The 14,243-nt window shown below is 62.9% G+C and carries 14 protein-coding genes; 12 read left to right on the plus strand and 2 right to left on the minus strand.

Going from position 1 to position 14,243, the window contains the following annotated elements:
• Nucleotides 1–3 precede the first annotated feature (3 nt).
• The 7 genes from AYK65_RS16900 (at nucleotide 4) to AYK65_RS16930 (ending at nucleotide 7,910) form a co-directional block, all read left to right on the plus strand.
• Nucleotides 4–993 carry an ABC transporter substrate-binding protein gene (locus tag AYK65_RS16900; RefSeq protein ID WP_081159053.1) on the plus strand — a complete coding sequence of 330 codons (990 nt, stop codon included), beginning with the start codon at nucleotides 4–6 and terminating at the stop codon, nucleotides 991–993.
• Nucleotides 994–1,100: 107 nt separating this feature from the next.
• The gene (locus AYK65_RS16905) at nucleotides 1,101–2,657 is read left to right on the plus strand and encodes a sugar ABC transporter ATP-binding protein (protein WP_026615271.1); all 1,557 of its coding nucleotides are present in this window, start codon (nucleotides 1,101–1,103) and stop codon (nucleotides 2,655–2,657) included.
• A gap of 69 nt (nucleotides 2,658–2,726) precedes the next feature.
• On the plus strand, nucleotides 2,727–3,701 hold the full coding sequence (locus AYK65_RS16910; protein WP_026615270.1) for an ABC transporter permease: 975 nt from the start codon (nucleotides 2,727–2,729) through the stop codon (nucleotides 3,699–3,701).
• Nucleotides 3,702–3,747: 46 nt separating this feature from the next.
• The gene (locus AYK65_RS16915) at nucleotides 3,748–4,770 is read left to right on the plus strand and encodes a zinc-binding alcohol dehydrogenase family protein (protein WP_026615269.1); all 1,023 of its coding nucleotides are present in this window, start codon (nucleotides 3,748–3,750) and stop codon (nucleotides 4,768–4,770) included.
• Nucleotides 4,771–5,113: 343 nt separating this feature from the next.
• Nucleotides 5,114–6,388, plus strand: coding sequence for a polyhydroxyalkanoate depolymerase (gene phaZ / locus AYK65_RS16920; protein WP_081159055.1), 1,275 nt, complete (start codon nucleotides 5,114–5,116; stop codon nucleotides 6,386–6,388).
• Nucleotides 6,389–6,581: 193 nt separating this feature from the next.
• Entirely contained in the window at nucleotides 6,582–7,010 is a 429-nt protein-coding gene (locus tag AYK65_RS16925; protein WP_081159057.1) for a DUF2852 domain-containing protein, read from the plus strand.
• 144 nt (nucleotides 7,011–7,154) lie between these two features.
• Nucleotides 7,155–7,910, plus strand: coding sequence for a M48 family metallopeptidase (locus AYK65_RS16930; RefSeq protein ID WP_081159058.1), 756 nt, complete (start codon nucleotides 7,155–7,157; stop codon nucleotides 7,908–7,910).
• A gap of 34 nt (nucleotides 7,911–7,944) precedes the next feature.
• Here AYK65_RS16930 and AYK65_RS33650 read toward each other — a convergent pair whose 3' ends face one another.
• Entirely contained in the window at nucleotides 7,945–8,136 is a 192-nt protein-coding gene (locus AYK65_RS33650; protein WP_338031395.1) for a YqaE/Pmp3 family membrane protein, read from the minus strand.
• A 143-nt stretch (nucleotides 8,137–8,279) separates the two neighbouring features.
• On the opposite strand from AYK65_RS33650, the gene AYK65_RS16940 reads away from it, so the two are divergent.
• The 5 genes from AYK65_RS16940 (at nucleotide 8,280) to AYK65_RS16960 (ending at nucleotide 13,558) form a co-directional block, all read left to right on the plus strand.
• Nucleotides 8,280–8,954: a phosphoribosylanthranilate isomerase gene (locus AYK65_RS16940; RefSeq protein ID WP_081159060.1), complete on the plus strand. Its 675-nt coding sequence runs from the start codon at nucleotides 8,280–8,282 to the stop codon at nucleotides 8,952–8,954.
• Nucleotides 8,951–10,171 (plus strand): tryptophan synthase subunit beta, encoded by a 1,221-nt coding sequence (trpB, locus tag AYK65_RS16945; protein WP_081159062.1) that lies wholly within the window; start codon nucleotides 8,951–8,953, stop codon nucleotides 10,169–10,171. Before AYK65_RS16940 ends, trpB begins: the two co-directional genes overlap by 4 nt.
• Before the next feature lie 3 nt (nucleotides 10,172–10,174).
• Nucleotides 10,175–11,014 carry a tryptophan synthase subunit alpha gene (gene trpA, locus AYK65_RS16950; protein ID WP_026615263.1) on the plus strand — a complete coding sequence of 280 codons (840 nt, stop codon included), beginning with the start codon at nucleotides 10,175–10,177 and terminating at the stop codon, nucleotides 11,012–11,014.
• A gap of 50 nt (nucleotides 11,015–11,064) precedes the next feature.
• Nucleotides 11,065–11,979 (plus strand): acetyl-CoA carboxylase, carboxyltransferase subunit beta, encoded by a 915-nt coding sequence (accD, locus tag AYK65_RS16955; protein ID WP_026615262.1) that lies wholly within the window; start codon nucleotides 11,065–11,067, stop codon nucleotides 11,977–11,979.
• A 235-nt stretch (nucleotides 11,980–12,214) separates the two neighbouring features.
• Nucleotides 12,215–13,558: a bifunctional folylpolyglutamate synthase/dihydrofolate synthase gene (locus AYK65_RS16960; protein ID WP_081159063.1), complete on the plus strand. Its 1,344-nt coding sequence runs from the start codon at nucleotides 12,215–12,217 to the stop codon at nucleotides 13,556–13,558.
• A 332-nt stretch (nucleotides 13,559–13,890) separates the two neighbouring features.
• On the opposite strand, the gene trxA is transcribed toward AYK65_RS16960, so the two are convergent.
• A complete protein-coding gene (trxA, locus tag AYK65_RS16965; RefSeq protein ID WP_026615260.1) occupies nucleotides 13,891–14,214 on the minus strand; it encodes a thioredoxin in 324 nt (107 codons plus the stop codon).
• Nucleotides 14,215–14,243 lie beyond the last annotated feature (29 nt).

Here is a 14,243-nt window from a genome sequence, read left to right on the forward strand (position 1 = left end):
CTGATGAGCATAGCCAAGTGCATTCTTTCCCGCCGCGCCTTCAACGCCCTGGCCGGCGCCGCCGTTTTTGCTGCCATGGTGCCGGCGCCTTCGTTCGCGCAGAACGCCACCATTCCGATTATCGTCAAGGATACCACCTCTTTCTTCTGGCAGATCGTGCTCGCGGGCGCCCGCAAGGCCGGCCAGGACCTGGGGGTCAACGTGCCGGAGCTCGGCGCTCAGTCGGAATCGGATATCAACGGCCAGATTAGCATCCTTGAAAACGCCGTTGCTGGTTCTCCCGCCGCGGTCGTGATCGCCCCGACCGAATTCAAGGCGCTCGGCAAGCCGATCGACGAGGCGGCGAAGTCCGTGCCGATCATCGGCATCGACTCCGCCGCCGATTCGAAGGCATTCACCTCGTTCCTGACCACCGACAACGTCCAGGGCGGCCGCATTGCCGCCGACGGCCTCGCTGCGGCGATCAAGGAAGCGACCGGCAAGGAAGAAGGCGAGATCGCGATTATCACCAGCCTGCCCGGCGTGGGCTCGCTCGACCAGCGCCGCGAGGGCTTCCTCGATCAGGTCAAGACGAAATATCCGGGCCTTAAGGTCGTGGCCGATAAATATGCCGATGGGCAGGCGACGACCGGCCTCAACATCATGACCGACCTGATCACGGCCAATCCCAATCTCGTCGGCGTCTTCGCCTCCAACCTGATCATGGCGCAGGGCGTCGGCCAGGCGATCGCCGAGAACAAGCTCGGCGACAAGATCAAGGTCATCGGCTTCGACAGCGACGAAAAGACCGTCGGCTTCCTCAAGGAAGGCGTGATCGCCGGTCTTGTCGTGCAGGATCCCTATCGCATGGGCTATGATGGCATAAAGACGGCGCTTGCCGCTTCCAAGGGCGAGAAGGTCGAGGCCAATGTCGACACCGGCGCGAACCTGGTCACCAAGGCCAACATGTCCGATCCGAAGATCGACGCGCTCTTGAACCCGAAGGTGAACTGAACCCCGAACGCATCGTGGCGTTGCTTCCGGCGCCACGATGCATTCTTTGACGCGCGGCGGTTGGATCGAGGGACCGGCCGCCGCACTCCGAATGAGAGGAGGAGGTCATGACGACAGGACTTCAAGAGGTCGCACGCCGGCACGAGGCCGAGGTGAAGGCGGTCAGCGGTCGTCCCGTCCCGAGGGGCGAGCCGATCCTGGAGCTGCGCGGCCTCCAGAAGAACTACGGCACCGTCGAAGCCCTGAAACCCGCGACCGTCACCTTTCTCTCGGGCGAAATCCACGCGATCGTCGGCGAAAACGGCGCCGGCAAATCTACGCTGATCAAGCTCCTGACCGGCGTTATTCCGCGGACAGCGGGCGAGGTGCTCTGGTGCGGCGATTCCGTGCAGCTTGCGACCCCCAACGAAGCGATCGCTCGCGGCATCAATGCCGTGCATCAGGAGGTGGTGCTCTGCCCGCACCTGAGCGTTGCCGCCAACATGTTCCTCGGCGACGAAATGAACCGTCGCGGCCTCATGCGTAAGCGCGCCATGACCGATGCCGCTCAGGGTGTCCTCGACGACCTCGGTTTCAATCTGCCGGCCAATGCGACGCTCGGCAGCCTGACGATCGGCCAGCAGCAGCTCGTCGCAACCGCGCGCGCAGCCATGCGCGGCACCCGGTTCCTGATCTTCGACGAGCCGACGGCCTATCTGACGCGGCAGGAATCCGCACAGCTTTTCCGCCTCATTCGCCGGCTGCAGGGCGAGGGCGTGACCATCGTCTATATCAGTCACCGGCTTGAGGAAGTGTTCGAGCTCGCCGACCGGGTCTCGGTGCTGCGCGACGGCACTCATGTCGGCACGCGCGCGATCTCGGAGACGAACGAGGGCGAACTGATAGCGCTGATGATCAACCGCACGATCGAGCAGATCTATCACAAGGAGCATTTTCCGCTCGGTGAGACGATCGTCGAGACGCGCGGCCTCTCGGGACCGGGATTCGCGGATATATCGCTTTCCGTGCGGGCCGGCGAGATCGTTGGCCTTTATGGTCTGATCGGCGCCGGGCGCAGCGAATTCGCACTCGGCCTCTATGGGCGCCAGCCGCTCACCGCCGGAGAAGTCTACTGGCAGGGCCGCAAGGTCGAGATCGGCAACGAGCGCAAGGCAATGGAACTCGGGATCGCGCTCGCGCCGGAAAGCCGTCGTGACCAGGGCCTCTGCCTCAACCTGCCGATCGGCCTCAATATCAACCTGCCGGTCTTCCGCAGGCTGACGCGCGGCTTGACGATCAACCGTGGAGCGGAGGCGGCCAACGCCGACCGCCAGATCCGCGACCTGAAAATCAAGACGCCGTCGCGGCGGGTGCTTGCCTCCGCCATGTCGGGCGGCAACCAGCAGAAGATCGTCATCGGCAGATGGCTCAGTCACGGCGCGAAGCTCTTCATCTTCGACGAGCCGACCGTCGGCGTCGACGTCGGCACCAAGGCGGAAATCTATCGGCTGTTCGCACGGCTTCTGGAAAAAGGCGCCGGGATCATCCTGATCTCCTCCTATCTGCCGGAGGTCTACGAACTCGCCGACCGCCTGCACGTGTTCCGGCAGGGGCGGCTGGTCGCGAGCCATGACTACCGCGCCGCAAGCCATGAGGAAGTGCTGGCGCAGGCGATCAATGCGTGAGCGGCGTTCTTTGTGCGTCTGAAAAGATGCACGGCGCTGTAAGAGGAAAAGGATCGCAGGGAGGAAGCGATGAGTGTGGAAACAGTTGAAAGTGCGGGACCGACACCGAAGAGAGGCATCAGTATCCTGTTCGGTCTGACGCTCTTGGGACTGCTGGTCGTCCTCTGGCTGCTCCTTGGTTTGGCGACCAACGCCTTCTGGACGCCGAACAACATCAGCAATCTCCTGCGCCAGGGCGCGATGACCGCGATCCTCGCCGTCGGCCAGACCTTCGTCATCATCACCGCCGGCATCGACCTGTCGGTCGGCGCGGTCGTCGGTTTCACCAGCGTGATCGTCGCCTGGCTGCTCGCTGCGGGCGTCCCGCTCTGGCTTGCGATCGTCGCCACGCTCGCGATCGGCGTGCTGATCGGCGTCTTCCATGCCTTCGGCATCGTCCGCATGGGGCTGCCGCCCTTCATCATCACGCTTGCGACGCTCACGTCGCTGCGCGGTATAGGCCTCCTGATTACCAACGGCTCGACGATTTCGATCACCGACGAGGCGTTCACCAATTTCTCGCGCGCCGATTTCCTCGGCATTCCGAGCCTCTTCTGGATGGTAATCGTCGTCGCCATTCCGGCTTACGTCTTCCTGCATCTGAGCCGCTTCGGCCGCTATCTCTTTGCCGTCGGCTCCAACAGCGAGGCCGCGCGCCTCTCCGGCGTCAACGTCAATCGCACGATCTATCTCGCCTATATCCTGTCCTCGACCTGCGCCGCCTTCGTCGGCCTGCTGCTCGCCTCGCGCATCGGCATCGGCAACGCCACACAGGCGGAAGGCTGGGAGCTGCAGGCGATCGCCTCGTCGGTCATCGGCGGCACGAGCCTCTTCGGCGCCGTCGGCTCGGTCCACGGGCCGCTCCTCGGCGCTTTCATCCTCGCGACGATCAACAACGGCGCCAACCTCTTGAACGTCAACTCGTTCTGGCAGCGCATCATCACCGGTCTGCTGATTATCGTCATCGTCTATTTCGACCAACTCCGCCGGCGCGGGTCGCGTTGACCGACTCGCAGCCGTAGCCAATCATGATGAAACTTCGGGAACCCGCATGAAGACTGTCGTCTGCCCAGAGCCCGGTCGCCTCGAAATCGTCGCCCGCAAAAGGCCGGAGACGCCGGCGCCGGGCTGGGTCCGGCTTGCCGTAAGCCGGGTCGGCATTTGCGGTACCGACTATCACATCTTCGAGGGCAAGCACCCCTTCCTCGAATATCCGCGCGTTATGGGGCACGAGATCTCGGCGACGGTGATCGAGGGCGGCCCGGACACCCGGCTCGCGCCGGGCACGCTAGTGGTCGTCAATCCCTATCTCTCCTGCGGAACCTGCGTCGCCTGCCGCAACGGCAAGCCGAATTGCTGCACGGCGATCCGGGTTTTGGGCGTTCATACTGACGGAGCGTTCTGCGAGGAAATCGTCATGCCGGAGCAGAACCTCTATCCGGCTGAGAGCCTGTCGCCCGAGGCTGCCGCCACTGTGGAGTTTCTGGCGATCGGCGCCCATGCGGTGCGGCGCTCGAGGGTCGTGAGGGGCGCCCGGTCGCTTGTTATCGGCGCCGGGCCGATCGGGCTTGGAACGGCCGTCTTTTCGCGGATCGCCGGCCACGAGGTGAGGCTTCTGGACACAAGCGCCGAGCGCTTGGCCTTCGGCACGGATGCGCTCGGCTTCGCGCCGGGCATTCTTGCCGACGGGGAAGTCGCAGAGGCGATTGCAAGGGCGACGGACGGCGAGGGTTTCGACGTCGTCTTCGACGCCACGGGCAACGCCGCGTCGATGGAACGCTCCTTCGCCCATGTCGCCCATGGGGGCACGCTGGTGTTCGTAAGCGTCGTCAAGGACGAGATCCGCTTTTCCGATCCGGAGTTCCACAAACGCGAGATGACACTCGTCGCCAGCCGCAACGCGACGCGCGACGATTTCTACCACGTCATCGCATCGATCGCCGAGGGGCTCGTGCCGGTCGACGCGCTCGTGACGCACAGAACCACGCTCGAAGAGGCCGTGCGCGACCTGCCGCGCTGGGCTCATGACAAGAGAGGGCTCGTCAAAGCCGTCATCACTGTGAGCGGTGCTTAAGCAGCCCTCTCCGGCCTTCTGCGACCCTGGGCATTAAGCCCTCAATCGAGCAAGACGGGCCGGGCGGACATTTCTGGGGACGGCGGTCCGTTTTCGGAGAATTTCCACGGCCTGAGGTACGAACGTCATAGCGCGACAGCTCTGCGCAATGCTATCTCAACATATTAGTAATATGATTCTCTGCAGGGCACCCTTCCCTGAAAAGTGAGGGGTATGTTTGTTGCACTGCACAAGAAAAATGGTAGTCTGGCTGCGATTGCGGACACCAAGACAAACACTCGCAAGGCTTGCGTCCGACTGGGAGCGGCGTTGTCGTTGATTTGAAACAAGGGGTACGCGTCCCATGTTCTACCAACTCTACGAAATGAATCATGCAATGATGGCTCCATGGCGCACGGCAGCGGATGCCATGCGGCTCGCCTTCAGCAATCCGATGAACCCCCTCTCGCACACCTATTTCGGCCGCGCGGCGGCCGCGGGGCTGGAGGTTTTCGAGCGCGCCACCCGGCGGTATGGCAAGCCGGAATTCGGGCTTCCCGAAACGATCATCGACGAACAGCCCGTGCCGGTGCGTGAAAAGATCGTCTGGCGGGCCCCTTTCTGCAACCTCATCCATTTCGAGCGCTCCCTGCCCAGGGGTCGCGCGCTGGATCCGAAGGTCCTGATCGTGGCGCCGATGTCCGGCCACTACGCCACGCTCTTGCGCGGAACGGTGGAGGCGCTGCTGCCCCATTCCGACGTCTACATCACCGATTGGATCGACGCCCGCATCGTTCCCTTGAGCGAGGGAACCTTCGATCTCGACGACTATATCGATTACGTCATCCAGATGCTGCACTTCCTGGGGCCGGACACGCATGTGATCGGCGTATGCCAGCCGGCGGTGCCGGTTTTGGCGGCGGTTTCGCTGATGGAGGCTGAGGGCGATCCGCTCTCGCCATCGTCGATGACGCTGATGGGCGGCCCGATCGACACCCGCATCAACCCGACCGCGGTCAACCAGCTCGCGGAGGAACGACCGATCGAATGGTTCCGTGACAACGTCATCATGCCGGTGCCGTGGCCGCAGCCGGGCTTCATGCGCATGGTCTATCCGGGTTTCCTGCAGCTTTCCGGATTCATGTCGATGAACCTCGACCGGCACCTGATCGCCCACAAGGAATTCTTCGCCCACCTCGTCAAGAACGATGGCGACGCCGCCGACAAGCACCGTGACTTTTACGACGAATACCTGGCGGTCATGGACCTGACGGCGGAATTCTACCTCCAGACGGTGCAGGTGGTCTTCATGCAGCATGCTTTGCCGAAGGGCGAGATGATGCACCGCGGCAAGCGCGTCGATCCGTCGGCGATCCGAAAGGTAGCGCTTTTGACTGTCGAGGGCGAGAACGACGACATTTCCGGCGTCGGCCAGACCAAGGCGGCGCAGACGATTTGCACCAATATTCCGGAACACATGCGCATGCACTACATGCAGCCGGATGTCGGTCACTACGGCGTCTTCAACGGCTCGCGCTTCCGCCGGGAGATCGCTCCGCGCATCGTCGCCTTCCACCGCGAACACGGCCGCCATCAAAAGCCGGTCAAGCAGATCATCAAGGGCGGCAAATCGGCCTGATCGCCGAGCGTTCAAGCCTCCCGTGCGCTCCCCGTGATTTCATCGGGGCCGCGGCCGGCCACCGATTTATCGGCACGGAGTCAAGGCTTTGCCCGATTCCCGTCCGGAGCATCTTGCAGACATCGCGAGGCTTTCCCACATCGTTTTCATCGGGCCGCGACGGGCGGCCCGCTGACTGCGAGGTATCCTGAAGATGAACCAATCTGCATTGATCCGTCCGGATTGGACGCCTGCGACCATTGCGTTGATGGTGCTCGGCTTCATTGTGTTCTGGCCACTGGGCCTGGCAATGCTCGCCTACATCCTCTTCGGTGACAAGCTGAAGGCTTTCAAGAAGGACGCCAACGACGGAGTGAATCGCATGTGTGCCGGCTTCCGACGCAACCATCGCTCGCACTGGGCCCACCATCATCGCACCGGCAACGTCGCCTTCGACGACTGGCGCGAAGCGGAACTTGCCCGCCTCTACGAAGAGCGTCGCAAGCTCGACGAGATGCGCGAGGAATTTGACGCCTATGTGCGTGAGCTCCGCCGCGCCAAGGACCAGGAGGAATTCGACCGTTTCATGCGCGAGCGCAAGAACGGCCGTCCCGCCCCGGCGCCCGGCGCCGAAGCGCACTGATCCGACGGAACGACATCCGGCGTTTCACGTGGAACGCCGGACGTCGCAGCGGTGCCTGCCAGAGCGGGATGAGGAAAGTATCTTCCGTTTTCCGCCCGCATTCCGCTCTACCTAAAGGGCCCGCGAATCGGCTAGAAAGGCTCAATGTTTCCTTCTCTCAAGCGGCGCCGTGGCAGTGGAACACTTCTCGATGTCAGGCGTGACATCGAGGTTGCCGGCAAGGTTCTTCCCTTGACCATCCGGCAGAACGCGCGCGCGACGCGGATGACGCTGCGCATCGAGCCCGGCGGGCGGGCGCTGAAGCTCACCATACCGACGGGCCTCCCGGACCGCGAAGTCAACGCATTCCTCACCCGCCATCAAGGCTGGCTGATGACCAAGCTCGCGCGCTTCTCTGGCGAGAGTGAGCTTGAGCACGGCGGAACCATCCTCATCCGCGGCGTTGCCCATCGCATCGAAAGGACCGGTCGGCTCCGCGGGCTGACGGAAGCCCTTGTGGTCGACGATGTGGCGGTCTTGAGGGTCGGCGGCGCTGAGGAACATCTGCGCCGGCGCATCGCCGACTATCTGAAGAGAGAGGCGCGAGGCGAACTCGAACGCCTTGTCGGCGTCTATGCCGGCAGGATCGGACGGCGGGCGCGCTCGCTCAGCCTCAAGGATACTCGCAGCCGCTGGGGCTCCTGTTCCGCCGAAGGGGACCTGAGTTTCTCCTGGCGGATCGCCATGGCACCGCCGAAGGTGATCGCCTACCTCGCGGCGCACGAGGTCGCCCATCTTCAGGAGATGAACCATGGGCCGGATTTCTGGGCGCTCTGCGAGAGGCTGTGCCCGGATACCAAGAATGCCAAGCACTGGCTCAAGCGCAACGGCACCATGCTGCACGCGATCGATTTCGGCTAGGCTCTCTCAGGATCTCCGATGAACCGGTTCACAGCTAGGCGCGATAGCGCCCGTCAAGCGCAGCCTTTATCTTCTGGTCGGTCTTGTACTGGCTCAGCGCGTAGACGGACCAGATGGCGGCAGGAATCCAGCCGATGAGCGTGATCTGGAGAATGAGGCAGATGATGCCGGCGATCGGCCGGCGGATGGTGAAGAATTGCAGCCAAGGCAGGACAAGGGCGATCAGCTAACGCATGGTACTCTCCAATGTGGTAGAATGCATATGGTGAGATGCAGACCGCCCCGCAACAGTTTTCTTCCTTCGTATCAGGGCAGATGAAGCAACGGTTTTGCTCGACTCGCGCGGCATTTCGTGCAAGGTCGCTTCCCATGAAAACGGAAGTGAAGATTTGCGGATTGAAGACGGCCGAGGCCGTGGAGCGCGCCGTAGCGCTGGGCGCTTCCCATATCGGCTTCATTTTCTTTCCCAAGAGTCCGCGCAACATCGAGCCGGATGATGCCGGCCGTCTTGCCGAGCGCGTTCGCGGCCGGACGAAGGTCGTTGCCGTCACGGTCGACGCGGACAGCGACGATCTCGACGAGATCGTTTCGGCCCTCAGTCCGGATATCTTGCAGCTTCACGGTTCCGAAAGCCCGGAGCGGGTGCTTTCGATCAAGGCGCTTTACGGCCTTCCGGTCATGAAGGCGCTGTCGATCCGCGAAGCCGGCGATCTCGACCGGATCGATCCCTATGTCGGCATCGCCGACCGCTTTCTCTTGGATGCGAAGCCGCCGGCCGGCTCGGAGCTCCCGGGCGGCAACGGTGTCTCCTTCGATTGGAGGCTGCTTGATGCGCTTGACGGCGGCGTCGATTACATGCTTTCCGGTGGGCTGAATGCAGACAATATCGGCCACGCACTTGCGCTGACCGGCGCGCGTGCCGTCGATATATCCTCCGGAGTCGAGAGCGCGCCGGGTGTCAAGGATGTGAAACTCATGGACGCGTTTTTCGAGGCGGTTCGCCGGGCGGACGTCGAGCGGCCACGATCAGGGAGCAAGACGTGAATCAGTCGCCTAAACTGAACTCCTTCAGGTCCGGACCCGATGAGGACGGCCGTTTTGGCGTATTTGGTGGGCGTTTCGTCGCCGAGACGCTGATGCCGCTGATTCTCGATCTCCAGGACGAATGGAACGAGGCCAAGAACGATCCCGCCTTCAAGGCGGAGCTCGAAAAGCTCGGCGCTCATTACATCGGTCGGCCGAGCCCGCTCTATTTCGCCGAACGTCTGACGGCCGAACTCGGTGGCGCGAAGATCTATTTCAAGCGCGAGGAGCTCAACCACACCGGCTCGCATAAGATCAACAATTGCATCGGCCAGATCCTGCTTGCGAGACGCATGGGCAAGACCCGCATCATCGCCGAAACCGGCGCCGGCCAGCATGGCGTAGCCTCTGCTACCGTCGCGGCCCGCTTCGGCTTGCCCTGCGTCGTCTATATGGGCGCGACCGACGTCGAACGGCAGGCGCCGAACGTCTTCCGCATGAAGCTCTTGGGCGCCGAGGTGAAGCCGGTGACCGCCGGCAACGGCACGCTCAAGGACGCCATGAACGAGGCGCTGCGCGATTGGGTAACGAATGTCGAGAGCACCTATTATTTGATCGGCACGGCCGCCGGTCCGCATCCCTATCCGGAAATGGTGCGTGACTTCCAGGCGGTCATCGGCCAGGAGGCCAAGCAGCAGATCCTCGAGGCCGAGGGCCGGCTTCCCGACCTCGTCATTGCGGCCGTCGGCGGCGGCTCCAACGCGATCGGTATCTTCCATCCGTTCCTCGACGACGAGAGCGTCAAGATCGTCGGCGTGGAAGCGGGCGGAAAGGGCCTCGACGGTGACGAGCATTGCGCCTCGATCACCGCCGGCTCGCCGGGCGTGCTGCACGGCAACCGCACCTATCTGCTTCAGGACGGCGACGGCCAGATCAAGGAAGGTCACTCGATTTCCGCCGGGCTCGATTACCCGGGCATCGGTCCCGAACATGCCTGGCTCAACGATATTGGCCGGGTCGAATACGTGCCGATCTTGGACCACGAGGCGCTCGAAGCCTTCCAGACGCTGACGCGGCTCGAAGGCATCATCCCGGCGCTCGAGCCGTCGCATGCGCTGGCCGAAGTCATCAAGCGTGCGCCGAAGATGGGCAAGGACGAGATCATCCTGATGAATCTCTCCGGTCGCGGCGACAAGGACATTTTCACCGTCGGCAAAATTCTGGGTATGGGGCAGTAACGAATGACCGCACGTATGGAGCAAAGGTTCGCGGACGTCGCGGCCGAAGGTCGCCCGGTCCTCGTCACCTATTTCATGGGCGGCGATCCGGATTTCGATACGTCGCTCGCGATCATGAAGGCGCTGCCGAAGGCCGGCGCCGACGTCATCGAACTCGGCGTGCCCTTCTCCGATCCGATGGCCGATGGCCCGGCGATCCAGCTCGCCGGCCAGCGGGCCCTCAAAGGCGGGCAGACGTTGGCAAAGACGCTCGAGCTCGCCCGGCTCTTCCGGGAAGGAGACAAGCGCACCCCGATCGTGCTGATGGGCTACTACAATCCGATCTATATCTATGGTGTCGACCGCTTCCTCGATGACGCGCTTAAAGCCGGCGTTGACGGTCTGATCGTCGTCGACCTGCCGCCGGAAATGGATGACGAGCTCTGCATTCCCGCTCTCGCGAAGGGCATCAGCTTCATCCGCCTGGCGACGCCGACGACGGACGACCGCCGTCTGCCCAAGGTTCTCGAAAACACCTCCGGCTTTGTGTATTACGTCTCCATGAACGGCATCACCGGCTCGGCGCTGCCGGATCCGTCGCTGATCGCCGGTGCGGTCGCTCGCATCAAGGCGCATACGCGGTTGCCCGTCTGCGTCGGTTTCGGGGTGAAGACGGCCGACCATGCACGCGTCATCGGCGCATCGGCGGATGGCGTCGTGGTCGGCACGGCGATCGTCAACCAAATCGCGTCGAGCCTGACGGAAGAGGGCCGCGCGACTGACGCGACGGTCCCGGGCGTCGAGGCGCTCGTCAGAGGGCTGGCGGCTGGCGTGCGGGCCTCACGGCTCGCGGCAGCCGAATAATTGCCGATATTGACGCGCACAACCCGAAGGGAATCTTCAGGAGTCTTTAAGTGAACTGGATCACAAACTACGTTCGGCCGAAGATCAATTCGATGCTGGGCCGCAGGGAAGTTCCGGAGAATCTCTGGATCAAGTGCCCTGAAACCGGCGAGATGGTATTCCACCGCGATCTCGAAGAGAACAAGTGGGTCATCCCGCAATCCGGCTTCCATATGAAAATGCCGGCGAAGGCGCGGCTGAAGGACCTCTTCGACGGCGGAATTTACGAGACCCTACCGCAGCCAAAGGTGGCGCAGGACCCGCTCAAGTTCCGCGATTCGAAGAAATACGTCGACCGTTTGCGCGATAGCCGCGCCAAGACAGAGCTCGAGGACACGATCGTCGCAGGCCTCGGCCTCGTCCAAGGCGTGAAACTCGTGGCCGTTGTCCACGAGTTCAACTTCATCGGCGGTTCGCTCGGTATGGCGGCGGGCGAGGCGATCGTAAAGGCCTTCGAACGGGCGATCGCCGAGAAGTGCCCGCTGGTGATCTTCCCGGCTTCGGGGGGCGCCCGCATGCAGGAAGGCATCCTGTCGCTGATGCAGCTTCCGCGTACCACGGTCGCCGTGAACATGCTGAAGGAGGCCGGCCTTCCCTATATCGTCGTGCTCACCAACCCGACGACCGGCGGGGTCACCGCATCCTATGCGATGCTCGGCGACATCCACATAGCCGAACCCGGCGCAGAAATCGGCTTTGCCGGCAAACGGGTGATCGAGCAGACCCTGCGCGAAAAGCTCCCTGAAGGCTTCCAGACCTCGGAATATCTTCTGGAGCATGGCATGGTCGACATGGTGGTCAAGCGCCATGACATACCGGCGACGATCGCCCGCGTGCTGCAGATTCTGATGAAGAAGCCGGCAGAGGCGGCGAAGCGCGAAGCCGGCTCCGACGTCGCGACATTGCCGCTGGCGGCACGAGCCTAAAGCGAGTCGCGTTGCGGCGAGGGGCACGCGACTTGTCGCGTGTTCTTCCTGGACGAGCCCGTCCTCGCTTCGGGAACGGTGATCTGAACACGGTCAAGCCAGTCCGGCTCCGGCGCGCAGCGCGGCTAAATCAGACGCGCAAAGGTCGCTTTAGCATTTTGACTTGCTGCATGATTCTGTCCTTATGTCGATATAGGAATCATGAGAGCAGTGAATCAGTTTCGGGGCCATAACCATGACGGCGGCGCAGGTTAGCGAAGCGGCGCAGGAGATCGAGAAGCTTCTCGCCCTGCATCCCAAGGGGTTCGACCTTTCGCTCGACAGGATCACCCGCCTTCTGGCGGCGCTCGGCAATCCCGAGCAACGTCTGCCACCGGTGATCCACGTTGCCGGCACCAACGGCAAGGGCTCAGCCACGGCCTTTTGCCGGGCGATCCTCGAAGCCCAGGGCCTCAGCGTTCACGTGCATACGTCGCCGCATCTCGTCAATTGGCACGAGCGCTATCGGCTCGGCGTCAAGGGCGGCAAGGGGACGCTCGTCAGCGACGGCGTCCTTGCGAACGCCGTGCGGCGCGTGGCCGAGGCCAACGGCGGTCAGAAGATCACCGTCTTCGAAATCCTGACCGCAGTCACCTTCCTGCTTTTCGCCGAGCATCCGGCGGATGTCGCGATCATCGAAGTCGGTCTCGGCGGCCGCTACGACGCGACGAACGTCATCGCCCGGCCGGCCTGTTCCGTCATCATGCCGATCTCGCTTGATCATCAGGCCTATCTCGGCGACCGTGTCGAACTGATCGCCGCGGAAAAGGCCGGAATCATGAAGCGCGGCTGCCCGGTGGTGATCGGCCATCAGGAGGACGACGGCGTACGCGAGCTTCTGGTCGCGACCGCCGAGCGACTCGGCTGCCCGATATCGGTCTACGGCCAGGATTTCATGGCGCATGAGGAGTTCGGACGGCTGATCTTCCAGGACGAGAACGGCCTTGCGGATCTGCCGCTGCCGCGCCTGCCTGGCCGGCATCAATATGCCAACGCCGCAGCCGCGATCCGCGCCGTCAGGGCTGCCGGTTTTGACGTCTCGGAGGCGGCGATCGAGAAAGGGCTCGCAGGCGTCGAGTGGCCGGGGCGGTTGCAGCGTCTTGCCGGTGGCCGGCTGTCGCATCACGGCCCACGGAACGGCGAGATCTGGATCGACGGCGGGCACAATCCCGGGGCCGGCCAGGTCATCGCCGAAGCGATGGCGACCTTCGAAGAACGCGAGCCGCGGCCGCTGTTCCTGATCATCGGCATGATCAACACCAAGGATCCGGTCGGTTATTTCAAAGCCTTCCTCGATCTCGCCGAGCAGGTCTTCACGGTGCCGATCCATGGCTCCGATGCGGGGCTCGACCCCGTCGCGCTTGCGGCGGACGCCGCCTTCGCCGGCCTGGAGTCGAATGCTGCCTCGTCGGTCGCGGAGGCACTCGGCCAGATCGCCGAGCTGACCGAAGAGGACCCCGTACCGCCGCGCATCCTGATCGGCGGCTCGCTCTACCTCGTCGGCGACGTGCTCGCCGAAAACGGCACGCCGCCGCGGTAAGGGTGCGAAAGATTCCTCGGGCACACCCTCTCCGTGGTCATCCTCGGGCTTGGACCCGAGGATCCACACGCAAGTCCTCCAAGGCTGACAATGCAGTCATGCGTCCGGAGGAATTCATCCTGTGACGTCGATAACGCCGTGATGCGACGCGACGCTTGTGCATGGATCCTCGGGTCAAGCCCGAGGATGACGATCATCAGGGATGACGCGGTGCAGCAGCGGGAGAATGAGGGTGAAGCACAAACATGACCCCGGCGCCTAGTCTCCTTTGAGTGGCAAGAAAAAGCCCGGACGAGCCGGGCTTTCGATAGCTTCAGGAGTTAACCGACGCTTCAAGCCGCCGCGTTTGAAATCCAGGAGCTCAGCGCCGTCTTCGGAGCGGCACCGACCTTGATGTCGGCGACTTCGCCGGCCTTGAACAGGGCGAGTGTCGGGATCGAGCGGACGCCGTATTGGGCTGCGAGTTCGGGGTTTTCATCGATATTGAGCTTGGCGACTTTGACCTTGCCGGCGAGCTCGGTGGCGATTTCTTCGAGGCTCGGTGCGATCATTTTGCACGGGCCGCACCATTCTGCCCAGAAGTCGACAACGACCGGTTCGGCGGAGTTCAGAACTTCTTTTTGAAAATTGGACGCATCGACTTTTACAGTAGCCATCGGTTGCTCCTTCGGAATGGCAATGTCCA

It is taken from the genome of Ensifer aridi (assembly GCF_002078505.1).
Lineage (GTDB): Bacteria > Pseudomonadota > Alphaproteobacteria > Rhizobiales > Rhizobiaceae > Sinorhizobium > Sinorhizobium aridi.